Below are 25751 nucleotides of genomic sequence, written 5' to 3' on the forward strand. Positions count from 1 at the left end.
AATTACCCGCAGCGTCATAACTTCAAAGTCAAGATTAATCCTATTTGGATAATAGGAATAATTACCTTGATTGCTGGTTTAACTGCTATTGATAGCTTCCGTTTTAATAGCAGCATCCAGAAACCGGAACATAGATATTTTAGTGACCCTAACAACTATCTGGAGTTGAAACCATGAAACAGTTACCACCTGCCAAAGTTCCCAAGCTTAGAAACCACATCCTACCCAAAGGTAAGCTACTCACCCAAGTTTTAGGAAAAAAGTTTGGTGTCACACTCAGCGATTTTGATAAAGCTATGGGTGGAGACATAGCAGCAGCCCAAAAAATAGGAGAACTTGCTAGACAAGGTAGGTTATCGCAAGAATTAGCTCCTAAACTTGCACAGGCTTATCTAGAAATTATCAACGGTTCAGAAGCTTATAACAAGGCAACTGCTGACATATTATTACAGGCTGGGAAGTCAGCGATCGCCATTGACAAAGCTGGTTCACAAGTCATGTTAGGACAGCAAAAGTATATCCACTCCAGACAAGAATTAGCACAGGAATTTGTAATTGGGAAGAACTCAGAAAATAGTCGTCATGCTTATCAGATGAACTACACCCAAATTAAGGCTTATGTTGATGTTCACTTGACCGAAGTTGATAGACAAACTGCAATTTTAGAACAGTCAAACAGACCGGAAATAAAACAAGTCGCTGCTGATGAAGCTTACCAAACTAAAACCATGAATGAAGCATTAAGCAAGGGTGAAACAGCCCGTTATGACTTGATTCCTGAAAAGAACTATAGAACAGGAATCATGGGGAAAATAGCAGAAATTAGATCCGCTTTAGGATTTTAAACCGTAATTAAAATACCCCTACCAACTGCTAATTGATAGGGGTAATCAGGTCAAACTATTACTTAATCCTATGCTAACACAATCTACACCACCGGATCTAGATTCTATTCTTAATGAAGATGACGACGGACAGCTACCGGGGGAAACTATCAGATATTTGACTTATGTTGAAAATAAACTCTATGCAGATATTCAAGCGAGAAAACGTATAGATTCAGGTTTATTATTTTTGGCTTGTCAAATATCATCCTGTAGCCTTAGTTGGTTACTTTTTAACCTACAGGTCACATTAACCATTATTCAAGTTTCTAGCGCGGTTGTATCGCTGTTACCTGGATTAATTGACGTAGGAGACAGTTTTAGTTTTTCAATCAGTTCTGATTCATGGGAATTTAACTTAGGTCAAAAACCACTGATAGGAATAGTTAAATTAGCCATTGGTGGTGCTGTAAGTTTCTCAGGTACGAGTAAAATCACATCTGAAATTATCCAAACTAAACAAGCTATTGCACAAACTTACCAAGAAATTAGAAGTAGTGAGGGGTTAAGTTTTCAATTACCAGATATGGGTATGAGTTTGTTAATAGCATTGTCTGGAGTTGTACTTTTAGGGATAGTTAAAAAGTTTTCAACTACCAATAATAATCAGGAGAATAATATCAATGATTAGGTTCATCAAGTCACTTATTAAATTATTTATCAGTGGTTTATTGACCGCAATAACTATTAATTATTTAGCTACTGGATTTGTAGACATTGTACACAATATTAATTCAGTCTTGATATGGGTTCATAAGTCTGGTTTAGGTGTGTACCTTTATAAACTTTTTGGAGGTAGATAATGCAAGAAATACAGGAATTTAACCAACAATTAGTTAAGCAACGACGTAGTTCTAGTATCCTTGTAAGTATTTTACTAGCATCAGGTTTCATTGCATCAGTTCCGATGTTCTCAGATAGCATTAAACATGAGGAAACCTTGTACTGTAATGTTAAAAGCAGTTGCCGTCCATCCAAAATCAAGAGAGGAATATCATTTTTAGTTGACAGAGAACGCAGAAACCAACTATTTGATAATAATATTAATGTTGTCAAGATTCTGCCACCTGAAGATGATAAAGCAGTATCTTATGGACTAGCTGCTAGTTTGTTCCTGTTATCTGCTTATGGTGTGAGTAAAGCATTAACAGATAGTCAGGAAAAATCAATACATTCTCAGTTTAAGTTGCTTAAAATCAAAGCACTGGAGACGGATATCATAGAACAAAATCACATTGATCTATTCTCATTTTCAAAGCAAAATCAAAGCGAGATTACTAAACAAGTCATAGCACGTCAAACAGCAGAAACTATACAGCAGCTAAAGTCAGAAGGTGAGGTACAACTTGACCACCTTGAGGGACAATTACAGGGTCAATTATCCCTCAAGGGTCATCAGTTGCAATTGTCGGAACTTGACAAGGAAACTGCTAAGAATAATCTGGAGACTTTGGAGACTAACAGGAAGATTGACAAGTTAAATAAACCTACTCAAGATGCTAAACAACCTACACCCAATGAAGAATTAAAGAATAGTTTGGTTGAAGTTTTGAAGGGTCATGAGGACGGCTGGTTATGGACTGTGATTAAAGCAGCTAAACCGCTTTGGATAATTGGAGAACAGGGAACAGGGAAAACTAATACATCTATAGCGATCGCACTAATCAGGAAATACTGCTTAAATATCCCAGTTTATCGGATAGCTGATAGACATTTAAACGGTGCTAATAGCAAGGTTTGGAAGTTACTAGATGCACAGCTAAAAGCTGATAATGATTCAGCCATTATTGAAACTTTACAGGATACCTACGAACGACGTTTAGAACGGATAGGACAAGATTTAGATGATAAACAAGCTGAACAGTTCCTACTTGATGAATTTACTCACCTGAAGGATATTGATAAAGAAACTGTACAACGGTTTATCAAATCTACATTTAGCGATACCAGAAAAGCCAAAGAACGGTTTATAGGTGTTACCCACTTGGGGACTAATGAAGCCTTTGGAGAAGGTACAGCAGCAATGAGAGAAGCTGGCAGTATATTGATTGAAAAGTTTTCAGCAGATGGGGATAAGCCATTATCTAGGGTAGTTATTAAACACGGTTTAGTTGATGCAGATGGTAATAAATTGAAGGACGTTGAGTATACATTACCTAAATGGTTTGAAGCTAATAAAATCTATCAGCATTTTAACGGCAAGCCAATTAATTTTGATGAGTAAAACATTACCCATTGCTACATAATAGGAAATATCCCATTAACTTATTAGCTAATGGGATTTGTTGTAAATCGTGAGTTATTTTACCATGATTGAATATAGTTACTGGGGTGGAGATAACGAACCAACAGAAAACCTAAAAACTACAAAACAACTAGCAGAATTAGGTTTAAAAGGTATTAAACCAGCAGGTTATATAGAAACCAGAAAATATACAATTAAACTCTATGATATTAATGATAACAACTCGGTAAAACCTAAAAAACAACCCACTCCTAAACAACTAGAAGCACTTAAAAAAGCACGAATTGAAAGCAGAAAAAAGGCATGGATTAAACGTTATGGATGGATTGATCAGTACAGGGTAGATGCCGTAAAACGGTCTAGAGAGTTGTTAGCAACTCCTGATAGTTGGGTTATTCTGGATATAGAAACAACCGGACTTTACAACTGTGAAGTTATAGAGATAGCAGTTATAGATGGACACAAAAATATATTACTAAATACAAGGGTAAAACCTACAATTCCCATTGAATATGAAGCATATCAAGTACACGGAATTAGTGATAATGACTTGATTTATGCCCCTTCATTTAATGTGATTTATCCACAGTTGAAAGCAGCAATTAAAGATAAATTAGTTCTCATTTACAATGAAGATTTTGATAGGAACGCTATAGCACATTGCTGTAAAATTCGTTCCCTGCCACTATTGCAATATCAAACATCGTGCATGATGCACCTGTACGCTGGTTGGTATGGGTGCTATTCAGAATATTGGAATGATTTTCAATGGCAAAAATTACCCGGTGGCAATCATACAGCCTTGGGCGATTGTTTGGCAGTTTATGGGATTTTAGAAAAAATGGCTAATGATTCAGATCAGCCAAAATACCCAGACTTTGAGGATGCACCAAAAGCAGATGATCAGGATGTAGATGATATTCCGTTTTAAACCGTGCTTAATTTAATTGTAGAATCAAAATTAAACCACCTATCCGTAATTGGTAGGTGGTATTTTATTATTTAATTTTCACTTTGATATATTGCCTATAAATTTTACTATCACCCCTATTTTTGTACGGTGTAGATGATTCTAAAATCTCAATCTTACCACTGCTTTGGAGTTCATTTAAAAGCTGTTCCCAGTGCTGCAAATCTTCCAATGTTCCGCTTATTCTTATATCGTTCATAGTGCCTATTTCACCCCAATGATTTTAAAACCTTTACTCTCACCACCTGACAACATAAAACCTGCACTTCTTAATATTGCGGCCGTCTTTCTAATTGTGCTGCCCTTGCTGTCAATTTCCTGTTTAATCAAAGATTCTAATTCCCCTTTGTTGTCAGCTAAATTGCTCTTGCAAACTGCACCCAAAAACTGAGAAGTCAAGATGTTATGAGTTTGGGGGATAAGTCCCAGTAAAATTAAAATCTTTTCTTGTTTTTCTGACACTACCAAAATAGATCCGTCGTGCAGCATGATTGTGGGTTTGTCTTCCCCCGTCGTCATTGGTAATAGATCATTGGTGCTTATAGAGTCAATGAGATCGCTATCTTCTCCAGTTTCTTCTCCTGGTAATTGGTAATTATTGGGGGCTGAAGACGGGTCATTAATTGGTGATTTGGGACTAGGAACAGCAGCCGGGGGATTTGATTGTAATTCCTGTACCTGCTTTTTTAATTCCTGTAGCTCCCCTAGCAGTCCGTTAAATTGTCCCATTGCTGCTTCGTAGGAAGTAGAGATCGCATCCTTAATATCCCCATCTGCCAATGATTCAGCTATCAGATTTTTAATAGTGTCTACATTGTCAACAATAGTCAACTTCTCTAATTTTTCCTGTACAGCAGTTTCTATCAATTCCTTAATCTGATTAGTGTCTACTGTGTTTACAAACTGTAGACTAGACTTTTTTGCATCTACACCCAAGGCATTTAATAGAAGTCTTTTAGCGGTCAAATTTAAGCTTTTTTCCCCATCTTCCTGATGTTGCCGTAACAGTTCCAATTCGTCATCTGTTAGGCGAAATGAGATAGGAGCATTATTAGTAGTGGTCATAGTGTCTACAGTGTTTACTGTTAGGTCTACATAATGAGTATAGCTACTTTGTTTACAGTTGTCTACATTCTGTCAACACTCATAAGTAAACTAAATGTAGACACTGTAGACAAGATAAGTAACTTTAATGTTTACTCTGTAGACATTTTGTAGACAAGTTGTTATATTGAATATGTAGACAGCAGTAAACAAGCTGTAAACAAAACAAAAGACGACCGCCACTCCTGAGAAAAGTACAGCGATCGTCTTTTGATTCAATTCGATGATGGAATCTAACAATATGATAACACCAGAAACATCAGCAGCCGCAGCCCAACTCGCAGCCCATTATCGGATTATGGGAGGATGGGATAATAGTCAAGCTATTGCTGAAGCAATCGAGAATAACGACGCTACCGAGTTACTACTGCTCACCAAAGATTTATCCCCACAGGCATTACAGATAATAGATCGTCTTTTGCAAGCCGTCGTCAATGTCCGCAACTATCGCCACTTGGGCAAATAGGAGTAGGAAGTCATGACACACACAGAACGCAACCGGATCAAGCAACTGTTAAAAAATACCTTTTGGCAGTTTGAAGATGAATCAGATTGTGATATCACGCCCAAACTGGTTAGACAGTTTGCACAGTCCCAACTACACCCTGATGTAATTGAAGCAACTGCTATTAATTTAAGTGGTAGAGGATTCTGGACTAGGGTAGAGAAACTTTGCAACTTGACCCTACACGCTAGGCACTGGATTAATCTTACCAAGTAACGCTTAAACTTAATACCCACTACATCATATTTCATGTAGTGGGATTATTTTTACTCTATACGTTTAAACATATTAATAATAACTCTGTACTAAAATCCTGTGTTTTGTAACCTATAATAGCTTTAAAGCTATACATAGTAATAATTCTAGCAATTTTCTTGACACAATAGTTAAAACTATTGTATAACTAGAATATAGAAAAGCATTACCAGCTAAGAGTTATAGGACTTTAAGGTTATGAAATTAATCGGATATGTTAGAGTAAGTTCAGAAGGTCAAGCTGATAACACTTCATTGGAAGATCAAGAACTAAAAATACAAGCTTACTGTACTGCGCTTAATCATGAATTAGTAGGACTATATAAAGATGTACAAAGCGGTGGTAAGTCAGATAATCGTAAAGGATTACAAACCGCTATAGCTGATATGTTAGATGGTAAAGCAGACGGGTTAATAGTTTTGAAACTGGATAGACTAGGAAGACGTGCTTCTGATGTATTGACCTTGATTGACAAGGAACTACAACCAAATAACAAAGCATTAATCGTAATTGACATGAACATGGATACTAGCACCCCTACAGGTAAGTTAGTGTTGACGATGTTGGCAGGTGTAGCTGAATTTGAGAAAAGCCAAATTAACGAACGTACCAAAAACGGCAAAAAAGCACGGGCTAAAACTTCCGACTATGCTAACGGCGGACAGCCTAAGTTTGGACACAAAGCTGACAACAAAAACTTAGTAGTAGATGACAAGGAACAGCAGATTATAGATGTTATCCGTCGTCACCATAAATCTGGTAAAAGTCAACGTCAAATAGCTGAATATTTAAACAAGCAAGGCATTTTGAGCAAGCAGGGTAAGCAGTGGAGTAGCACTACTGTAGGGAGGATTTTAGATAGACTCTACCCAAAAGCAGCTTAATTAATGTTAAAATACAGGGGTAATTTTACCCCTATTAATACTATGAAACTTCAGGATTATTTAGATAAAATTAATTCCCATATTTGGGAGAATGAATCATTAAAATCTTCCCTGATTTTGGCAACTTATGTTAATTATGCCTTGATTGAATATGGGGAAAATGTAGGAATTGCAATCAATATTGACTTAAAATCAATCATTGATTCAGTGATTGAGAGCGATAGCGAAGCGCTGCTGTAAGCAGTTCGCTGACCAAGGCATCAAAAAAACTAAACCAATAAATTATTAATTATTCAGTTGCAAGGGGATTAGACATAGGCAGTCCAAATAACGCTATAGCGGTGATGGAAGCTAAAACCAATAAATTATCTAATAAATTATTATTAATTTGTATCTAAATGTAAGCTGTAGATCACAGGGGTCTATAGTGGCTTATGAAAATCAACAGGCACGGACGCGCCAAAGTGCTGACACAGCAGGAAATCCAGTTAATTTTTAGTCAAGGTTTAGATAACGACCGTGACCGGATGCTGTTTGGTGTGTGTTTATTTAGTGCCTGTAGGATTAGAGAATGTGTAACCCTGCTAACTGGGGACGTTTACACACCTAAAGGTGAAGTTAGACCGCTATTTGTGATCAGAAAATCAAACACCAAAGGAAAACTGGCCACCCGTTCCATCCCAGTAATTGAAGACTTACGGCGGTTACTTGCTGAACATTACCGACTAGCAGGTTATGATTACCTGTTCCCTGGTAGGAGCAATGGACATATAAGCCACGATTCAGCAGCAAGGATTTTAAGGAAAGCTTGTGAGCAAGTAGGAATTACTGGAGTTAGTACCCACAGCTTCAGACGGACAGCCTTAACCCAGATGAGTAACGCTGGCATACCGTTAAGGGTAATACAGGAATTGTCAGGACACCGGAACTTAGAACAGTTGCAAAGGTATCTAGAAGTGAGTGATGAACAGGTGTTAGGGGCTGTTTCTGCCTTATCAATGCTGTCACCTGTGGGTGATGTCGTCAAACGCTCATTTAACGACTTCTCAACACCGGAAAATGCACGGATTGAATTAAAACAAGACTAGACGTATAATTATTGTTCAATTAATATAATTAAAAAATCCACACTACCTCTCTTTACCTAAATGTCACACTCTAACGCTGTACCTATTATTGAAAATTTACTTGATAAAATTGCTTATGATTTAGTTGATCGAGATGAAAAAATAACAGGATTAATCGCTCAGACTAATTGTGATAGTTGGGCTAAAGACGATAGCGAGAATTTAACAGCTTGGTTTCAGGGGAGAGGAAAAATAGAATTTTCTGTTACGCTTCTTTTAAGCGGAGACCAAGATGACGAAAGGCCTTTTTGTGGTTCAGAAATTTCAGTGAAATTGAAAGGTAAAGCTTCAACATCTAATAATGATAATGATTGGAGAATTACAGAATATGAAATATTAAACGCTGACTGTACAGATTTTTAAAGATACAAATATTAATCTGCACCTAATTACAAAAAGCTCGTTCATACTTTTTACTTCAAGAGTATATCAGGTAATTCAAACCAAAGTTTTACTAACCAACCACCCCATCTGATTACCCAGCTTACCCGCTTTGGTGAAAGTAAAACTACCCCATACAAAGGTCATTTCATCCCTACCTACCCTTGGGGTAACACCAATCAATTCTTTAACCTTGCTTGTACTCAGTATCCACTGATGAGTAACAGCTTTTTCTAGTTCCTCATATTCTGCTAAATGCGATCGCTGATTGCCGATATACCCCATCATTTTTTCAACCAAACCAGCCATAACGGTAATAGCGGTAAGGTTTTCAGCGTTGTCTAGTTGGTTGTCCAGTATGTCTAGTTGATTGTCCAGTTTTTCCAGTGGGGTAATTTCTACTTCAGGGTAAATAGGGAAATTGGCGATCGCTCCCCCGTCCCTAATATGCTTGTCGAGTTTGTCCAGTAGCTCTAACTGCTGTGGGGATATTTTACCCCGTGTCACTGGTTTTATGTCCAGTCCGTTGATTCTGTCATATACGGCTTGCCGTGACTCTAAACCGTATCTTCCTTGTAGAGTAGCGATTTTGATTAGTTCTGTGTCTTGACTGTCCATCTTGGTTTGTCCAGTTTCATACTTGACAATTTTACTTTGTCCAGTGACTCGGTGGACAAGTAAATTATACCCCTGCAAAAGTTTATTTATTTACTTCCTGATTATCCCTTCTCACAAATTGTTGAAAATCTTCTATGGTTGGTTCTTCTAATTGATACTTTTCAGTAGTGTAATCGCCATAACCTACTTCAAATTGTTGAATAAAGCGTAACATTCCTACAACTCCCAAGGATTCAATTAATGCTTTATATCCTTGTTGTCTAATTTCCGTTAGTTTCATCTGTTTCCTCCTGTAAAATGTTCATTAACCAAACAACGGGGTTTTCTACTTTAATGGTAATCAAATCTGGATACTTTTTAGCTTTTCTTAATAATCTGTCATCGGTGGTTAAAAATATATCCAGATTATAGGTTTGACTAAAAGCTATGTGTAAAGCATCATAAAGTTTAAATCCTAGTTTAACTAAGTCTGAGGCTAATGATTCTATTGTGTCATTTGTATGCAGATAATTAGTAGCAATGGATAGGATAGCTTCTAGTTGTTCTTTTTTGAAGGGGTCTGAATTTTTGGCTATTTCAAATTGCAGTGCATCGCTGTTTACTAATGTCCATTTTTTTTGCTCGCATTGTTCTAAAATGGAGAGCATAGCTTCTGCTTCTAATTTAACTCTAGACTGTTGTAAGTCATCTAAGGAACGACATAAACAACAAATATCAGCATAAATTAAGTAGTTTTTACTCATCGTTTTCCACTTTCTTCAATTATCTGAATCTCTTCTTCTGTTAATCCATATAATTTATACACTATCTCATCTATTTCTCTTTCTAATTCTCTGGTATCTGCTTTCGGGTTTTGGCGTTTGATTTCTAGGATTTTATCAACAAGTTTGATGATGAGTTGTTGTTGAGATTGTGAACCTAGTTTGATAGGAATTTCAGAAAGAGGTCTTATATATAATTCAAGCATTTGCCCTTTCCGTTTCCCTTTACTGTACAACCAATAATAACAAAGCTTTGAATTTAAAACTCCTAGCAAATATTTTAATGAATATTGGGGGTTTCTTTGTAGTATGAAGTAACAATCGGCACTTGCATACCAAGGTACTTCATTATAAGCGAAAGTATTAAGCAAACTTCTTTGAGGAGCAATAATTTTTGCAGATTCAAAGACTTCGGGAGAGCGAGGATATGAGATGCAAAAATAATCACCTTGACGAAAAGCAGCAGCATTCATAACATAAGAGATTTCCAATTTTCCTGATACAAACTGCTCATAATCTTCAATTGTTACTAATCCTGTCCCCGAACGAGTTTTTCTATTAATCAATATTATCTTAAACTGATCTAGATGCTGTTTTATATTAGGTATGTTATTATAGCAATTTTTACTATAGTAATAGATTAAGTATTGTTCAGGTTCATTATTTGTTATAAATCTATGAACGTTAGAGTTTTTAAACCAAGGTTTGATAAGCTCTTTTTCCTCATTATTTAAAATTGTTTCTAAAGCCTGTTTCTCCTCCTTCGATAACACATAAATTCCTCTACCTAGTTCCATTTGTAAGTTGAAATTTTGAATATGCTTTTTGGAAAGTTTATCTGCCCCTGTATGAAGTCCTTCTACAATGTCATACAAATTACCTAAAGAAAAACTATTAGATAGTAATTTTTCAAAAAGCGAATCATTTATAGATGTAGCAGTTTTGGTAACTTTAGTGACAATATATTTAGTGGTTTTATCATATAGGTTTAAATTTTTTATTTCATCGTAAATTGTATTTTGATTTTGTCTTGAAAAAATTTCTCTTAGTGTATTACTAGAAGCTACTCCAGCTTCATTAACAAAAGCTGTTTTGGCTACAATTTCAGGATTGTAAGGCTTTTGTGATATCGTTATTATATTGTGTTGTCCTAAAGCTGACTCAAAGATTTTTAATTCATGGAAATTTATCAAAGATAAAATACTTGAACGCTGTTTAATATCATCTCTCAATATATCTGCATAAGTAGCTGTCAGATAATAGTTAGTTGTTATATATGCAAAAATACCATGATCTTTTAATATGTCTAGAGATAAATGAATGAAAAAATAAAAGTAATCCATCCGTCTTTGATGAAATATTTTACCCAATGGAGATTGTTTAACCAGTCTAAACGCTTGATTATTTTTCTTTTGTCCTATGTAGGGAGGATTACCAATACAAATATCAAAAGCATCAACTCCAAACATCCAACTAGGGTCAAAGAAATCAGAACAGGCATTCAAATCATAAGGATTCCATCTTGCCAAAGTATCAGCAGTAGCAGTTTCTAACCCCGTTGCCTTCAATAACTGACTAATTTCTTGCCGTAAAATGTTATCTTTCTCTCGACATTTTTTCTTGGTTTTTGGTGTCCTGGCTTTAAAATGTTGTTGACGGACTTGCTTTAATTCTTCCTCTTTTTGTATCACTTCTGGACTTCTTAAACTTAACTGAGTTTCTAAGCCAATTAAAGAATTAGCAGCAACAAATTTAGTCTCAAGATTAGGTAAGGGTAAAATTCCCCGATTAGCTTTATTATTATTCACCCTTTGGTCAACAATTAAGGAGATAAAAAAGCGTAACTTAGAAATTTGTACCGCTATCGGTTGAATATCTACCCCAAAAATAGAATTTTCAATCAAGAATAACTTCCGGGCATAGTCCATCTCATTATTCTCAAATTCATCTTCTATTTCTGCTAACCTTTCCTGTAACTTCTGTATCGCTTCTTCCCTTGCTTGTTCATAACTAATCTGTTTCGCTACCTGAATATCCTTTAACACAGGTGCTATGGTTTTTTCTTTCTGTTGCTGTTTCCATTTACTATTATTGAGGTCAAGTTTGCCTAAAATAAACACCAATTTCTGTAAAATTCCCATCGGGAACGCACCCGAACCACAAGCAATATCAATAATTTTTAAGTTATCAATGGCATTAATTAAACAGTCAACTTCATCATCATTAAATTGATGGGAGTCATCACTATAAGATAACAAACCTCTTAACTGACTCTCTAATTCCTGTTCTCTTCCCTGAAAATGACTATTTTCTAACTTAGTTTGTAAACTTAATTGACCCGTTTTATACTCATTACCAAATAAATTAGTCTGATTTGACCCCACTTCTACATAACTTGACTCTTGACTTAACAAAGCATTCTGGAGATAAGCAATTAATGACTCATCTACCATATAATTAACAATCTCTCTAGGAGTATAAAAAGACCCCGTTTGTTTCCTAGCTGTGGCTTCCGTTTCTGGGTTATATTCTGCTAATAAATTCTCAAATACTTTACCTAACAATTCCGGGTCTAATGCTATTTCTTCCTCAATGGGAGTATTTTCATCAATGGTAAATTTATAACGATTAAATATATTAATTAATCCCTGGACTTCATACTTTTTATTTTTAGTTCCATAGGCTTTGTTTAAATCAACCTTTGTTGCTTCTCCAAAAAAGAGAATATTAGGAACACTTAAAACATTATCTTCTCTATCAGAAAAACCATCAATTCTAATTTTTGTTTTCTCTTTTCCTGTGGAAGAAGGTGGAGAATCATCATCTTTATCTCTATCTAAACATTCAAATAATCCCCCGTTCAAAAAAGGGATATTACTACATAACCCTAAAAACTCATCAGCATTAGTAAAATAATCTTGGTAACGATAAACATTAGTTATCCCATAATGTCCATCTCTCCCACCCTTTTGCTGATTTTTACCCCTAAACTTACCCCTAAACTTACCCCTAAACTTACCCCTAAACTTACCCCTAAACTTGCGGTTATCAGGCTTTTCATCGGTGTTCATTTCTGTATTTAGGGTGGCAAAAAAGAGATTCTGTAAGATGGCTTTATAATAGGTACTTTCCTCTGCTTCTAAAGGGTTCAGGAAATTTTCTAGCTGGTTTTCATCAAATAAAGCATCAGGAACTAACCCTTTTTCTTTTAAGAACCAAACAAAAATCAACCGCGTAATTAATCTAATCACGCTGGTAGCATTACGGAGAGATTCATCTGCTTCTCCTCCATCTGGAAATGTGACGGTTTGAGTTGCCCAAAAGTACCAATTAGATACTTCCTGAAAGAATTTATTATTGAGTTCCGAGGTGTTGAGAACTTTTTGCCAAGCTGTATGTAGTTGGTCAAAATTCTGGACATCTGGGAGAGAGGTTAAAGATAAATCTGCTAATATTTCAATATGCGCCCGATGGGGAGAGTTAATATTAATATCTTTAATTAAGGTAATCTTTTCTAAGACATCTTTATCTCTATCTAATTTGTTAGGGCGACGATTAATTATTGATAAGGTAACATAATTCCCATACCGAAATAACACCATAATGGGAATATCTGACTGACGGTTAATTTCACGGGTAATTGTTGCCAGTTGACTACGAGAATAAGCAGGTTTTTGTAAGGTTAAACCAAGAAATATATAAGATTTTAAATAATCTGTGTCAAAGGAAGGCTTAAATAATGTTCCCTGTCCATTTTGGGTAATCTCATCTTCCGTCACCTGAAATAAACAATTAACCGACTCCCACTCCTCTAATAACCCCTTATCTTCCCGAAAATTCTCCCATGCAAATGCTTCTAGCACCTCATTAGGGGTTTGGTTATCTAACGGGACTTCCCGTTGAGTTGAGTAACCCAAGGTTTCAAACAGATGCTTAATACCATCAGAGGTGGAAACTTGACTAAAGTTTTTTAATGCTTGTTCAATAGCAGATTTAAGGGTTTGTTGCGTCATCTTCAATAATTAACCAGGTTATCAATTCAAAGTCTGTGGTTTTCGTCACTTGTTGTTGTTTGAGAGGAGTAATACCCCCTTTCCCTGACTTAAAAAGATTTCTAGTGACACGGTTAGTAAATGTACGGGTGATAGAATCAACTGCTTTATCTAGTAGTTCCGTTTCTGTACTCATACTAGATCCATTACTGGTACGCTGGTTAAATAACTGACACAAATCTTTATATGGTTGGGTTTTACCCGTACATAAGAGACGATACATCTCTAAAATTTGTTTAGGTTGGGCAAAGGTATAGCGAACATTGCCATCATCCCTGACATAGACCAAAAAATAAGGTTGTAGGGGGTTAACTTGTTCATTTCCTGATGTATTCCCCATCTGTTGTAGACAGAAAATAATCCCAGGTTTGATAACATCATACTCCTTCTGGGTAGGGGTAGGGACAATTCCATATAATCCTAATGGGGCATTTTCTAACAGTTCCCTATTTTTTTGCAAGTAATTTAATAAATCTATCCGAAAATCATCTAAACTAAATTCTGTTAAAGAAATGCTGTCATTAAAATCTTCAATGTCTAATACTTCATCTTTTAACCGTAGTAACTGTTCATCTCGATAACTCATTTCTTCGGTGAGTAAGTCTTGTAATTCATCTACATTTAAAAGATTATCTTCCCCGGTTGCTGTAATATCAACTAAGGCCATTCTCGCCTCAACTCGATTTTTGAGATTAATATATTTATTTAAGTCATCCGTTGGCCAAAAATTAACTAATTGCACTGTATGATTCAGACTACCAATTCTATCAATGCGTCCAAACCGTTGAATAATTCTCACAGGATTCCAATGAATATCATAATTAACTAAATAATCACAATCCTGTAAGTTTTGACCTTCAGAAATACAGTCAGTAGCAATTAATAGATTAATTTCTCCCTCTTGGGGCATTGATTTTATCTTATCTCGTTGCTTGGCAAGAGGAGAAAAGTTCATTAAAATTTCCTCAAAGCGGGAACTGCCAAAGGTAGTTTTATTACCCCCATTACCCCCAGTTACTAAAGCCATATTCATATTTAATTCTGTTGTTACCCACGCTTCTAAATTATCATATAAATATTTAGCTGTATCCGCAAAAGCTGTAAAGATGATGACTTTTTTATTTTCCTTACCTTGTTTATTTAGAGTGGGATTAGTAACTTTATCCTCAATAATTCTTTTTAAATCTGCTAACTTGGCATCCCTAGCAGAATTTATATTTTGCGCTTTAGTATATAAATTATTCAGTTGTGTTCTATCCCTGGCTAAATCAACTAACCATGTGGCAATATCTAAATGTTTTAATTGATATTTTAGTTCTCTACCGACTTCAAAGGCTGCTTGTAATTCTTCATCATCAGCATCTTCTATTTCATAATCTTCACTTTTGAAAATTTCTGTTTGATACTGGTTAAATTTTGTAATTTTTGACTCTAACTGTTTAATTTTCTCAATGGTTCTCTCTAGGGTGATTCTAAAGGAATAAACGGAACTTTCTAAACGTTTGAGAAAATTAACTTTCATCATGCCAATTAAGTAATTTTCTCGATTACTTTGAGTAAAGTTATTTTGGATAACTTTCCCTTCATACAAATCTTGGTATTGTTCTAGAACATAATTGGAGGGATTAAACAAGGATAATTGATAGTCAGAAATTTGCTCATTAATATCATCATAATCTAAGAAGTTATCTTCTAAATCAATATGAGAAAACAAAGAAATAGGTTTCAGTCTCTCTGGGAAACCTCCTAATTTTTCAATTGTTTCTTGATAATACTTTTGAATATGTTTACGAGAACGAGCAATTGTTAACGCATCTAATAATGTAAAAAAGCTAGAATTTAAGTTTTCTAATAACTCATTACTCAGGTGTTGCTTTTTCTTTGACCATAAAGTAAATTCTTTTTGGGCAGTGGTTAAAGTTTGTTTGATACTATCAATACCCAATGTTTGACTAAAAGCATTATCTTCAGCTTTAACAATAAAATTAATCTGATTTCTTAAATCTTTTAAGTCTGTATTCACAGGGGTTGCTGATAGTAACAAGACTTTAGTAGGAATCCCATCTTGAATAACATCTTCCATTAAACGTTCATAGCGACTTTTTTTAATCAATTTTCCATCTTCATCTTGTTTACCTTTGGTATTATTGCGAAAGTTATGAGATTCATCAATCACTACTAAATCATAATTCTTCAAATTTAAGGTTTCCAAATTAATATCCCCTGAATATCCGATATATCTACTCAAATCTGTATGAGACAAGACTGTATAGTTAAATCTGTCTTCCACTAAAATATTTAATTCACTATTATTAGCGGCATGGTAAATTATCCAATTACTTCTTAATTTTTTAGGACATAATACTAAGACTTTATAATTCAATAGCTCAAAATATTTAATAATGGCTAAAGCTTCAAAGGTTTTTCCTAAACCCACACTATCAGCGATAATACAGCCATTATATTCCATGATTTTATTAATCGCACCTTTGACCCCATCTTTCTGAAAATCAAATAATAAGTTCCAAATCTTTGTATCAGTTAAGTGACGTTGTTTAGTTAGTAAATCATTGGCTGCTTGTTGGTCTAAGAATCGTTTAAATAAATGAAACAGTGTTTTATAATAAATAAACTCAGGGGCATTATCCTGATAAAGTTGATTGAGATAAGTAATTACTTCATTCTTGACATCTTGTACCAGGGTTTGATTATTCCATAACTCTGCGAACCATAACTGTAAATCTTGTCTGTCCCTTTCACCATCAACGATTAAATTTAACTCAATATTACTATTGGCCTTAGCTAATCCTAATCCCTTTAAGGTAAAATTTGAGCTACCTAAAATGGCAGTTTTCACCCCATTATTATCAATGTGGTACATTTTGCCATGCAGTAAGTTAATTTGTTTAATCGAGCGAATATTGACCTTTTTCTGTATCCATTCTTGGCATTCCCTAGCTAATTTACTCTGTTTGAGGCGATTGCTTAGTTGAATACCAGTATCTTCAATTTTAAAAGCTTTTTGGTCAGTATTAGTGCCGATGGCTTGAATAAATCGAGGTTCTCCAAACAGGAAATCTAAGTTATCAATAGACGATAATTCTTGTTTTAAAGCTTCAAAGGCATAAATCGTAAAATAAGCAGAGACAATAGATAAATTAGAGCCTGGTTCAATCTTATCTTTAAGAAAATCTCCAACTGTACCCCGGTCATGATTGTCTCGAATACCAGATTGAAACACAGAAAGCTGATGATCTGACATAGTGGTTGAGAAAAAATTGCTTTTCTCTTAGTGTTCCCTGATTTAACCTTTAACTTTCAATGAAAATGTAAATGAGAATAAATACTCAGCATGATAGCTCCTGAAAACGTATACACAAAACATGGCTTGCGTCTCACCACGAATCAGCTTCAGCACCTAATCAGGTATGATTAATAACAGCATTACTTAATATTATTCAAATCGTTGCCTAGCAAGGGTTTCAAGGTTATACAGATGGGATTAAAAGGAAAATAATCTGTTGCCTACACTTGCCTACGTTTGCCTACGTTTGCCCATAATTGGACAACATTGGACACACATTTTTCACCCAAATTTACTTTTTAGTTAGTTTGTACTATCTAAAAACCTGTAACTTGCCTACGTTTGCCTACACTTGCCTATAATTGGACATAATTTTCTAAATAAGCAATTATACTTATTAAGTTGTATCTTGAAAACTACTTTTGTAGTGTATGGCGATATCGCTGTACTGCTACTGAACAAGCAAGCTACACAGTCTCATAGAAAATGCAGGTGTAGACCATCACCCTTGGGCATTGGCACTCTCTAACAATTGCAACGTTGCAATACTAGGTTTTACTAGGGACGATTTTGTATAGTTCGTTTGCTTTAATCAAAGTCAAAATTTTTGAGAAAATTTTTCAAACTCAACCCACGCATTAAATCAATCATCTCCTGACTGCGTAACCCATGCTTAAGAGCATTCATTTTTGACTTTTCCTTTCCCTCTGGAGTTTTTGCCCCGGTGCTGTGTTCCCAAGGTTTCCATTTCTGGATCTGCTGTCGTTGACGTTCTCTCGCTTCTAAACTCCACCGGGGCATCGTTCCCTTCCTCCAATCGTTGTTTAAGTTGTTCCTGTTCTACTTGTAGCTGGTTTAGCTGTTGATTTACGTAAGTTTTAATGAATTGACTGGGTTTTTTGGGGTTTTTCAGTTCGTGCAGCAACGCGATACATTTACGCATTTCAGCTTGACACTTGAGGCTTAATTCTGCGAATTCGTTAGGAATATGAGGTAATGCTGTCAGCACTTCCCCAGAATCGTACCCAGCTAAAGCCTTATTCATGAAATGGGTTGATAGGGAGTTGAGCATAGCTATCTGACTGTGAAGGATAACTTCAATGCTGCTAAAGTCCCCATCCTTGGTTTTTTGGGCTTGTTCCAACACTGAATCAGCGATCGCTTTTATGCTTGAGGCATCCAGTTGACTTTTACCAACTTTAGCCATGACTTGAGCTTGAGCAAATCCTGGTGTAGCAAAGTGTTGTAAATGAGATTTATCCTCGCTGACATTGACACCTGAGTTTTTTAGTTTGGTGACTGAATCACGTTTTTGCTTTTCTGCCATAAGTTTTTCAAGCGAATCTTTTAATCCCATAAATGTTTAAAGTTTGATACTTACTGTAATTGTAAGGTTGCATACATGGTTGACTAATATTCCAATTGGCTATGTTATGGGGATATTTCCTGAGCAGCAACGTTTTTGCAGATGGTATATCCCCCCTTAGAAGTTGGATGAACTGGTAATCAAAGGTCATAATCACACCTTCCCTAACAACCAATCATCAGATTTTCCCCCCGCAATTACAGCAGTTCTATCCTCTTTTTTTCGATTTTTATAGCTGACTGTGCAGGTGAGAATATAGCCCTGCTCGTACTCAATGCTTATGATTGTGGCCTTAACTTTCCAGTCATTAGACTCATGTTCCATTGTTGGGTAACAGTTAATGCGATCGCCAATTTGGTATTTTTGACCTTCATTTGTTGACCTTTGTTGACCTTTGTTGACCTTTTCAAAAAAATCTTGATTAGCCGCAAAACCTTGACCATCAAAGGTTTCAGAGTTTTGATAATTTTCAAATGTTGACTTTGTTGACCTTTTTGTATCATGGTCAACACCTTGCTGTGTATGGTTTTGAGGCACATTTTGATCGTCATTTGTTGACCGACCCCAAAATATAGAATTATCTGGAGTCAGATCAAGAGTCAGTTCTGGAGTCGGATCAGCATGGTCAACGAGGGGTGATTGAAAAAATTTTGGGGTCGGGTCAACAAAATCAATATTTTGACCATTTTCTATTGCCTTTAACCCTTGCTGTATATGGTTTTCAGCTTTTTGATCATTGGTCAACAAAAGGTCAACAAAGTCAACATTTTGATTTTTTTCAAAGTCCTGAAAACCTTGCTGTGTATTGGTTTGAGGTGTGTTTAATTTTTTTTCCAAAAGGTCAACATTTTGCTGATTTTGGTCAACAAAGTCAACAGAATAGTAAGTTTTTTCCTCCATTCCTAAAACGCCCCAGTTAACCATCTGGTCGCACATCTTCTTAATTTCAGCAGTGGTTAAGCTTCTTAATCCCTTCACCCCTGCTTTTATTTCTCTAACGGACTTCTTGCACGCTTTTCTATCTAAGTAGTCCTTGATTTTCAGGTAGTCCCCCTCGATTTTTTGTTCAGGGGTAAACAATGCTCTTAGTAGCAGATGTTGGTCAAGGTAAAATTTAACCAGTTTTCCAGCACTTGCTACACATTGCCGATCAATCATCTGCTCCGGGTTTAAGTTCCCAGCTAAAACCGAGTTTGTCAAATGAATCCATAGAATGAAACGACATAAATAACCCTGAATCTTGGGGTATATTGTGTTCCATCCTGCATCGTCAGTTTCATTATTTAGTCGTCTCAATCGGCTGATCAATTCTTGACAAAGTTTTTTTGCTGCAATGGATAGAAAATATTGCTTTTCCGGTAGTTGGGAACATCCTATATATAAATCTTTCAAGGATGTTGAGATGCGAGCGCTTAACCCGCTATCCCCTGCAAACAAATCTAATTCCTTAAACGGAACTGTAACCAGGGAAGGCAACCACCGAGAAAATTCACCTTTATGGTCATCAAATCCTTGCTTTTGAAGAATTGATCTTAATGTTTCTATTTGAGTGTTTCCGGTCTTATTAAATGCAGACTTAGCAACATAAGCAGAATTATCCGAGTTGACTAAATCACGCCTTAATGATCCTCCGTCAAACTCGGATAGTTCCAGTTCTAGATCATCCCCTTGACCATTACGGAACTTATTCCTGCCAGAAATAAACCCGCTCCATTCGTCCCTAAGCTGTAGCAATCCCCTCGGATTTTCACAGTGTAATTTTATCTTGGCCTCTTGAGATAATGCCCCAATGATATAGCGTTTAAGGCTTGGTTTATCGGGTTCTCTGTTGTTTTCCGGGTCTTTTTTAAATGCTACTAATTCCTCTTTATATTGTTCTAATTCCTTTTGGTACTTCTCTCTTTCAATGTTTTCCAATTCCTCCAATGGCTTCACAATTAAACGTTGGGTAGGTGATTTCAGATCCCCCGACTTACCCAATATTAAAGTTTGAAAGATACAAGGCTGCGTATAGCTCTCAGAGGTGTTAATGACAATTGTTGACGATGTACCAATTACTGACCCAACTGCGGGTAACAAAGTGGAAAATAGGTGTTCAAAAGCAGTCGGCATACTATCAGCTTGTTCATGGAGCATAGCTGCTAGATGTCCTCCGTCACCATATAAAAAATCAAAACCATGTAACCTACTTTTTTTGGCATCAAAAAGCTTGGGTATTTGAATTTTTTCAAGGTCTTTTTTATCCTGTTCCTGTTCCTTATCTGCTTTGATTAGGTTGTATAAATCTCTCAGTTCCCTGATTGGTTTGTTAGCAGTTCCAGCTAAATCATGCAGTTCTAATTCTGTTTCAACCTTGCTTAAGTCCTTATCAATTATGTCTGCTATTTTGGCTTTTAATTCCTTAGCAGATAGTTTAGTTAAGGTAGGGTGAGGAATTACGTTATTTTGTTTTGGTGATTGTTGCGATCGCTCTTTAACCCCTTGATTTTTCTGCCACGCCTTAACACAATTTTCTATTGCATCATCCGTCAAGGTAGCAGTGGGGTTATCATTGCTTGCTGACTTCCAAATAATATCAGCTTCCCTAGTATCCAATGGGGGGGAACAGTGGGAGCAATAGTCATCAAATAATTGACGTGGATCTCCTTCATATCTATGGCCAAGATGTTGCAATCGGTTAGCAGTTCCTATTAGGTTTCTCGCTAATTTTGCTCCTGAATCATTCCTGCTACCTTCACCACTGCCATGATCTATTAAATCTCTATCAGTTTTAGACAAACACTGATGCAAGGGAATATCTGAGGTTAAGTAATTGGTAATTGGTAATTGGTAATTGCTGACTGCTGACTTTTCAGGAATGATCCGCCGTAGTTCCTCTAGTGTGTATTTTTTGTCAGATTTACGGATAATTTGGGCAACTCCGACAGCTTCACCTGATTTGTTGACATAAAGGCTACCAGCCAATCTCATCACCCTTGACGGGTTTTTGATACTTCTGTCAGCATTGGAAAAATCTAATAAATCAGATTGCAATTTTGTCCATATTGGTACATCAACCGGTTCGGATAGAACCCAGTAAGAATGAACTGATTTCCCCCCCGTGTCCACTTGTAACGTTGGTTCAGGAAGTTCTAGCGATCGCCACAAATCAGCCTGAACGGACTTATCAATATTGTCATGTTCATAAAAAATGACCCGTCCTGCTGTTATATCGTTGTCAGAGTGTCCACCGGGGTTCACAACTACATAAGCATTAAACCCCTGACTTTGTAGCTGTTCCATCTGTTTAAACTCAAGTCCATCTGCTTTTGTGGCCTTGCTGGTAGATGGATTGATATATCTAATGCAAACTTGATTACCCCTGCTATATCCCAAAGTCTCCAGATGGAGAGTAGCTGAGGTCCAATCTATTTGGAGGTTGTTTTGAACGAATTGTGCAACCATTTTAAGCAACCTCCAAAGTTTGTATATTTTGAATAATGAACAGGGCAAAATCGCCGGAAATGCCTGATTTTTCTAGCATTTCCAGACTTTCAGTTAATTGACGATCGCTCACCAATGATTGAAGATAGTTAAATCTTTCTTGCTGACTCATGCCCCAAACCCCTTATTTTTCAAGAGTTTGGAACATATCAAAAAAATTTGATTGAATGTACTACGATGTGGTAATGTAGTAGTATATAAATTCTCTAAGATAAATTCCATCAATTTATCTAAGATAAATTCCAATTTGTGATCTAAGATGAGATCACACGATGCACATGACATACGCATTTTTTTTATTGATGTATCCAGTTGTCTTTTCCGCCAAGTCCAGACAACTGGTTGTACTATGAAAACACTAAAACTCCCAGACCTGCTTATTATGCTGCGGTTTGGGAGTTTTGCTGTAGATAGTTATGTATGAACTTACGTATCAATTGGTACGTAGTTGTGCCATTAGCTTGTGCAAGTTCCCTGAATTTTTTCTCATCAGTTGGGGTTAACCGAGTTCTTACTAGAATTTTAGGTTTTTCTGTCATACTTATTTCCTGTAAAGTGATCCTATGATAACAAAATAATCATGGTTGCGATCACTTGTTTTAAAAAAAAGTACATTTTTACTAAAGATTTTTGTTTTCCACAATTTCCACAGCAAGCATCAAGATGTCATGGAGTAAATCTGGAGTAAATCTGGGGTAAATCTGTCTGACATACACCAGAATGTAAACGAAGGTGTGCAATCTGTTTACCAACTACTTGAAAGCACTTGTCAAGCACTTTATTCTAATATTCTTTGTATAGCAAAAAACGGCTGTAGATATTGCCATATAAAGAAAGTAGATATTCAAAATAGGGCAATTGTATGACAATTGGCACTAATAAATTTATTCAATTTGTACATACAGAATGAGAATAGCAGGTATACCCGCTATTCGGGACTTAGTGGGATTAGACGGGACTAGCTGGGATGACAAATGGAGTCCCCCAAAATTACGACAAATGATTTGACTATTCAAATCATTTGTCGCAAAACACGTTACTTTATCACAAAAAGTCCTAATTAGAAAGATTGACTTTTTTGTCAATATAGTTTGAACGTTGAGATAGTCAGTTTGTTTGACTTTAGATCCAATGATTTACGGGAGTACATGAAACATTATTGTCAAACAATAGGATTTTTCTACTAGCGAAACCAACTAATTATGTAAAATTTTTCATGTTTCGTTCATATCTTCACAAACAATGACAATGGTAATACCTTGCATTCCCAGACGGTTGATCACTCAAAATCTTAAATAGCAAGGCTTTTGGCGAAATTTGGCACAGTCTAATAATTTATTATTTTCCTGCTACCTGTTTTCAATAAATTATTGAGTTGACAAAAATTCAAAAAATCAATATACATTTTTTTGGGGTAGTTTAAGCGATCGCCCCTAAACCCCTATGTATACCCCCTCTCAGGATACATTCTGAGTAGGGTGATATTTTTTTGCTGGGGTAGGGAGCGATTCCTACGGAGCGCTTCGCTATCGCAAAAAAAATAAATTATTTAAGCTACAGCTTTGACTGAAATAATCCCCTGACTACACCTTTGAACCAACAACCATCTTTTAGCTTCAGGTTCGAGGGCTGGCATGATACGGAAGTTTAAAACGTCTGCCCAAGTCTCTACTCCGTGACTATTAGCGAATGCTCTCTCAAGTTCTTTAAAGTGTAACCAGTTGCGATCGCTGATAGCACCAAACACCGGAATAAATGTACTTAGCGGTAGTAATGTAGCTGTTTCACTCATTGTCGTAATCCTCAAAAATACAAACTATCGGTAGAAGGTCATCTTCTGTATAGATAACTTCTATTAGCCGTTTACCTGTGTTTCTAGCAATTCGTTTGCAATGATCCTCAGTTGCGGCCATCTTCCAATCTCTAGGTTCTGTAACGGGGTCAAATTTTCCCTTAGAACGTTTGATGTCATCTGCCATGCTGATTTTTACTTAGTTCTTTATTCAGTTTTCAAGGTTCGGAGTTTGGGGTAGCGAACTGCTTGCAGCAGCGCTTCGCTATCGCTAACTTGCCTTTGGATTTTGCACTTTTGGATTTTGTGCTGTTGAATTGGGATTTTGCTGTTCTAGCCAATTGAGTATCAATTCTTCCATCACGCTATCCATAGTTCTATTTTGTAAGGCACAGGCAGATTTAAACCTTGCTCGCACTGTTTCAGTCACTCGACCTCTTACAAATACAGATTTTTCCATCTAAAAATATTGTTCATTAGTTTATTGGTTCATTTTATTGCTTATCCCCCTTTATAGTGAAAATAATTTTATGCACTTGTTCACTTTTGCTATTGTGAGTTATGATAGCACTATAACCTAAAAGTTGTAAATGCCCTACAACCTTGTAAATCCTGTGAGTAAAGGATAGTGAAGCATTTTTACAGCTAATCAGGTAATACAGCTAACGCAAAAATACCTATAGTGCGACTAAATGCACTCCTAACACCCTTGCTTATACGCTATATGCGTAATACAAAAACGTAGGATGTGTATTGCTTGCACTGCAATTTTGCAGATTACAGATAACGGATAACGCAACTATTAAAACTATGGAGAATGAACGGACTATCTATGAAACTGTGATGGGAAGTAGGGTTAATGATGTTCATTGGTGGCGAACCAAAAACACCATGATAACCGCAGAATTACCCCTAACAAAGTCAGGGTTTGAATTGTTTATCGCACTTCGTAAAACTTCACCCCGTTACTTCTCCCAGTACCACAAAATCAAAGGTCAAGTATCAAAAGTTGAATCAAGTATTGGTGAAGGTTGTACGGGGGAACAGTTCATAAACCTACTGGAAAAATTAGAGATTGTACCAAATAAAGGAACTATCAGCAGATGGTTTAAAAACGCCGGGGGATATAAAGCCAAGGCATTTTACGCCAAACAGGTTTTAATTCCCATCTGTGCAGTAGCACTTATCTATAAAGCAAAAGTCCAAGATTCTAAATTATCAAAGGTAGCGTAAATATCATGTTAACCACAGTTGCAAAACGTATTCAAACAAGCCTAAAACGTAAAGGGGTAATAGCTACGTCAGGAGACATTAAAGATTACCTCAGAGCTAATGTAGGGAATATTGAAAACATCACCAAAGAAGAGGAAAATAACGCTACTAAATACTTCCTATCTAACGCCACCAAATTAACAGTAGTTTGTGACAACGTACCCACAGAACAAACAGAAGTAGAGGAAACATTTAGCAGTGTAGGTGGTGAACTTGGAAACATTGACGGAAACATTGCAGAACCTACACAGATGGAACTGGAAACATTAACCAGTGAAGATGTAGACATAGTAAACAGTGTAGACAATGCTATCAATACAGCATCTATACAGGATATAGATAGCATTGATTTACACACAAATGAAGCTGCTTTAGATACTGAGAACCAAACAGCTTTAGCCACTGCCACCAAATCAGAATTAGTTGCTAACACTGCGGGGGAATTGGGGATAGTTCTTAACACTGGAGAAATAGAACTGATAGCCCAAAACGTCAATTACTCATCTGACGATTTACAGGAATCACTGGAAGAAATAAAGAGCGCGATTGTTGCTTTTGTCCGTCACAAGATAGCGTTAAACTCCCAAAAGATTGGTGAAACTTTGGAGGAAATAACCCAAGTAGCAACCGATGGTTTTAACCAAAACTCCCAACAATTAACCGACGGACTACAGAACATAAACAAACAGCTACAGCAGCAAAGAACCGACTTTAAAAGTAAAGTCAAAGCTACCCTCTCAGTATTCC

Annotated in this window: 25 protein-coding genes; 12 read left to right on the top strand and 13 right to left on the bottom strand. The window is 36.2% G+C overall.

The features are described from left to right. The first annotated feature begins 173 nt into the window (after nt 1–173). The 4 genes from VB694_RS23905 (at nt 174) to VB694_RS23920 (ending at nt 4060) form a co-directional block, all read left to right on the top strand. Nucleotides 174–845 (top strand): hypothetical protein, encoded by a 672-nt coding sequence (locus VB694_RS23905; RefSeq protein WP_323362828.1) that lies wholly within the window; start codon nt 174–176, stop codon nt 843–845. A 70-nt stretch (nt 846–915) separates the two neighbouring features. After that, a complete protein-coding gene (locus VB694_RS23910) occupies nt 916–1515 on the top strand; it encodes a hypothetical protein (RefSeq protein ID WP_323362829.1) in 600 nt (199 codons plus the stop codon). Nucleotides 1516–1686: 171 nt separating this feature from the next. Next, nucleotides 1687–3108 (top strand): ATP-binding protein, encoded by a 1422-nt coding sequence (locus VB694_RS23915; protein ID WP_323362830.1) that lies wholly within the window; start codon nt 1687–1689, stop codon nt 3106–3108. A 70-nt stretch (nt 3109–3178) separates the two neighbouring features. Next, a complete protein-coding gene (locus VB694_RS23920) occupies nt 3179–4060 on the top strand; it encodes a 3'-5' exonuclease (RefSeq protein ID WP_323362831.1) in 882 nt (293 codons plus the stop codon). Between the two features lie 243 nt (nt 4061–4303). Here VB694_RS23920 and VB694_RS23925 read toward each other — a convergent pair whose 3' ends face one another. Next, complete coding sequence (locus VB694_RS23925; RefSeq protein ID WP_323362832.1) at nt 4304–5164, bottom strand: hypothetical protein; 861 nt, start codon at nt 5162–5164, stop codon at nt 4304–4306. Between the two features lie 280 nt (nt 5165–5444). Here VB694_RS23925 and VB694_RS23930 point away from each other — a divergent pair, with 280 nt between their 5' ends. From VB694_RS23930 to VB694_RS23955, 6 genes are all read left to right on the top strand, one after another. Then, nucleotides 5445–5669, top strand: coding sequence for a hypothetical protein (locus VB694_RS23930; protein WP_323362833.1), 225 nt, complete (start codon nt 5445–5447; stop codon nt 5667–5669). 12 nt (nt 5670–5681) lie between these two features. Further along, complete coding sequence (locus tag VB694_RS23935) at nt 5682–5924, top strand: hypothetical protein (RefSeq protein WP_323362834.1); 243 nt, start codon at nt 5682–5684, stop codon at nt 5922–5924. A 237-nt stretch (nt 5925–6161) separates the two neighbouring features. Continuing rightward, a complete protein-coding gene (locus VB694_RS23940; protein WP_323362835.1) occupies nt 6162–6848 on the top strand; it encodes a recombinase family protein in 687 nt (228 codons plus the stop codon). A 42-nt stretch (nt 6849–6890) separates the two neighbouring features. Then, on the top strand, nt 6891–7088 hold the full coding sequence (locus VB694_RS23945) for a hypothetical protein (RefSeq protein ID WP_323362836.1): 198 nt from the start codon (nt 6891–6893) through the stop codon (nt 7086–7088). 194 nt (nt 7089–7282) lie between these two features. Next, nucleotides 7283–7936: a tyrosine-type recombinase/integrase gene (locus VB694_RS23950; protein WP_323362837.1), complete on the top strand. Its 654-nt coding sequence runs from the start codon at nt 7283–7285 to the stop codon at nt 7934–7936. Between the two features lie 60 nt (nt 7937–7996). Further along, nucleotides 7997–8338 carry a hypothetical protein gene (locus tag VB694_RS23955; protein WP_323362838.1) on the top strand — a complete coding sequence of 114 codons (342 nt, stop codon included), beginning with the start codon at nt 7997–7999 and terminating at the stop codon, nt 8336–8338. Between the two features lie 75 nt (nt 8339–8413). Here VB694_RS23955 and VB694_RS23960 read toward each other — a convergent pair whose 3' ends face one another. The 12 genes from VB694_RS23960 to VB694_RS24015 all read right to left on the bottom strand — a co-directional run bounded on the left by VB694_RS23960 (nt 8414) and on the right by VB694_RS24015 (nt 24192). Continuing rightward, a complete protein-coding gene (locus VB694_RS23960; RefSeq protein WP_323362839.1) occupies nt 8414–8974 on the bottom strand; it encodes a hypothetical protein in 561 nt (186 codons plus the stop codon). 82 nt (nt 8975–9056) lie between these two features. Beyond that, complete coding sequence (locus VB694_RS23965) at nt 9057–9254, bottom strand: hypothetical protein (RefSeq protein ID WP_323362840.1); 198 nt, start codon at nt 9252–9254, stop codon at nt 9057–9059. Then, nucleotides 9235–9717: a PIN domain-containing protein gene (locus VB694_RS23970; RefSeq protein ID WP_323362841.1), complete on the bottom strand. Its 483-nt coding sequence runs from the start codon at nt 9715–9717 to the stop codon at nt 9235–9237. The genes VB694_RS23965 and VB694_RS23970 overlap by 20 nt, the downstream gene beginning before the upstream one ends. Then, nucleotides 9714–13748 (bottom strand): Eco57I restriction-modification methylase domain-containing protein, encoded by a 4035-nt coding sequence (locus tag VB694_RS23975; RefSeq protein ID WP_323362842.1) that lies wholly within the window; start codon nt 13746–13748, stop codon nt 9714–9716. The genes VB694_RS23970 and VB694_RS23975 overlap by 4 nt, the downstream gene beginning before the upstream one ends. Further along, entirely contained in the window at nt 13729–17049 is a 3321-nt protein-coding gene (locus VB694_RS23980) for a helicase-related protein (RefSeq protein ID WP_323362843.1), read from the bottom strand. The genes VB694_RS23975 and VB694_RS23980 overlap by 20 nt, the downstream gene beginning before the upstream one ends. A gap of 715 nt (nt 17050–17764) precedes the next feature. Further along, nucleotides 17765–18418: a hypothetical protein gene (locus VB694_RS23985; RefSeq protein ID WP_323362844.1), complete on the bottom strand. Its 654-nt coding sequence runs from the start codon at nt 18416–18418 to the stop codon at nt 17765–17767. Nucleotides 18419–18610: 192 nt separating this feature from the next. Further along, on the bottom strand, nt 18611–21901 hold the full coding sequence (locus VB694_RS23990) for a DUF3987 domain-containing protein (RefSeq protein WP_323362845.1): 3291 nt from the start codon (nt 21899–21901) through the stop codon (nt 18611–18613). A gap of 1 nt (nt 21902) precedes the next feature. Then, the gene (locus VB694_RS23995; protein ID WP_015083729.1) at nt 21903–22052 is read right to left on the bottom strand and encodes a hypothetical protein; all 150 of its coding nucleotides are present in this window, start codon (nt 22050–22052) and stop codon (nt 21903–21905) included. Between the two features lie 268 nt (nt 22053–22320). Beyond that, on the bottom strand, nt 22321–22479 hold the full coding sequence (locus VB694_RS24000; protein ID WP_015083727.1) for a hypothetical protein: 159 nt from the start codon (nt 22477–22479) through the stop codon (nt 22321–22323). Nucleotides 22480–23489: 1010 nt separating this feature from the next. Beyond that, nucleotides 23490–23732: a hypothetical protein gene (locus VB694_RS24005; protein WP_015083725.1), complete on the bottom strand. Its 243-nt coding sequence runs from the start codon at nt 23730–23732 to the stop codon at nt 23490–23492. Beyond that, nucleotides 23725–23919, bottom strand: coding sequence for a hypothetical protein (locus tag VB694_RS24010; RefSeq protein ID WP_015083724.1), 195 nt, complete (start codon nt 23917–23919; stop codon nt 23725–23727). Before VB694_RS24010 ends, VB694_RS24005 begins: the two co-directional genes overlap by 8 nt. Before the next feature lie 84 nt (nt 23920–24003). Continuing rightward, nucleotides 24004–24192: a plasmid partition protein ParG gene (locus tag VB694_RS24015; RefSeq protein ID WP_016948698.1), complete on the bottom strand. Its 189-nt coding sequence runs from the start codon at nt 24190–24192 to the stop codon at nt 24004–24006. Between the two features lie 350 nt (nt 24193–24542). Here VB694_RS24015 and VB694_RS24020 point away from each other — a divergent pair, with 350 nt between their 5' ends. Together VB694_RS24020 and VB694_RS24025 are read left to right on the top strand one after the other, a co-directional pair. Then, a complete protein-coding gene (locus VB694_RS24020) occupies nt 24543–24965 on the top strand; it encodes a hypothetical protein (protein WP_323362846.1) in 423 nt (140 codons plus the stop codon). A gap of 5 nt (nt 24966–24970) precedes the next feature. Further along, the coding region (locus tag VB694_RS24025) for a hypothetical protein (protein WP_323362847.1) at nt 24971–25751 on the top strand (781 nt) is incomplete at its 3' end.

The sequence above is a fragment of the Anabaena sp. UHCC 0451 genome, from assembly GCF_034931405.1.
In the GTDB taxonomy this organism is placed as follows: Bacteria; Cyanobacteriota; Cyanobacteriia; order Cyanobacteriales; family Nostocaceae; genus RDYJ01.

Coding starts and splice junctions, on each gene's coding strand:
- VB694_RS23995 (WP_015083729.1), bottom strand. CDS start 22,052: ATGAGTCAGCAAGAAAGATTTAACTATCTTCAATCATTGGTGAGCGAT.
- VB694_RS24015 (WP_016948698.1), bottom strand. CDS start 24,192: ATGGAAAAATCTGTATTTGTAAGAGGTCGAGTGACTGAAACAGTGCGA.
- VB694_RS23925 (WP_323362832.1), bottom strand. CDS start 5,164: ATGACCACTACTAATAATGCTCCTATCTCATTTCGCCTAACAGATGAC.
- VB694_RS23970 (WP_323362841.1), bottom strand. CDS start 9,717: ATGAGTAAAAACTACTTAATTTATGCTGATATTTGTTGTTTATGTCGT.
- VB694_RS23935 (WP_323362834.1), top strand. CDS start 5,682: ATGACACACACAGAACGCAACCGGATCAAGCAACTGTTAAAAAATACC.
- VB694_RS23960 (WP_323362839.1), bottom strand. CDS start 8,974: ATGGACAGTCAAGACACAGAACTAATCAAAATCGCTACTCTACAAGGA.
- VB694_RS23980 (WP_323362843.1), bottom strand. CDS start 17,049: ATGTCAGATCATCAGCTTTCTGTGTTTCAATCTGGTATTCGAGACAAT.
- VB694_RS23955 (WP_323362838.1), top strand. CDS start 7,997: ATGTCACACTCTAACGCTGTACCTATTATTGAAAATTTACTTGATAAA.
- VB694_RS24020 (WP_323362846.1), top strand. CDS start 24,543: ATGGAGAATGAACGGACTATCTATGAAACTGTGATGGGAAGTAGGGTT.
- VB694_RS23910 (WP_323362829.1), top strand. CDS start 916: ATGCTAACACAATCTACACCACCGGATCTAGATTCTATTCTTAATGAA.
- VB694_RS23940 (WP_323362835.1), top strand. CDS start 6,162: ATGAAATTAATCGGATATGTTAGAGTAAGTTCAGAAGGTCAAGCTGAT.
- VB694_RS23945 (WP_323362836.1), top strand. CDS start 6,891: ATGAAACTTCAGGATTATTTAGATAAAATTAATTCCCATATTTGGGAG.
- VB694_RS23915 (WP_323362830.1), top strand. CDS start 1,687: ATGCAAGAAATACAGGAATTTAACCAACAATTAGTTAAGCAACGACGT.
- VB694_RS24010 (WP_015083724.1), bottom strand. CDS start 23,919: ATGGCAGATGACATCAAACGTTCTAAGGGAAAATTTGACCCCGTTACA.
- VB694_RS23950 (WP_323362837.1), top strand. CDS start 7,283: ATGAAAATCAACAGGCACGGACGCGCCAAAGTGCTGACACAGCAGGAA.
- VB694_RS24000 (WP_015083727.1), bottom strand. CDS start 22,479: ATGACAGAAAAACCTAAAATTCTAGTAAGAACTCGGTTAACCCCAACT.
- VB694_RS24005 (WP_015083725.1), bottom strand. CDS start 23,732: ATGAGTGAAACAGCTACATTACTACCGCTAAGTACATTTATTCCGGTG.
- VB694_RS23965 (WP_323362840.1), bottom strand. CDS start 9,254: ATGAAACTAACGGAAATTAGACAACAAGGATATAAAGCATTAATTGAA.
- VB694_RS23905 (WP_323362828.1), top strand. CDS start 174: ATGAAACAGTTACCACCTGCCAAAGTTCCCAAGCTTAGAAACCACATC.
- VB694_RS23985 (WP_323362844.1), bottom strand. CDS start 18,418: ATGGCAGAAAAGCAAAAACGTGATTCAGTCACCAAACTAAAAAACTCA.
- VB694_RS23990 (WP_323362845.1), bottom strand. CDS start 21,901: ATGGTTGCACAATTCGTTCAAAACAACCTCCAAATAGATTGGACCTCA.
- VB694_RS23930 (WP_323362833.1), top strand. CDS start 5,445: ATGATAACACCAGAAACATCAGCAGCCGCAGCCCAACTCGCAGCCCAT.
- VB694_RS23975 (WP_323362842.1), bottom strand. CDS start 13,748: ATGACGCAACAAACCCTTAAATCTGCTATTGAACAAGCATTAAAAAAC.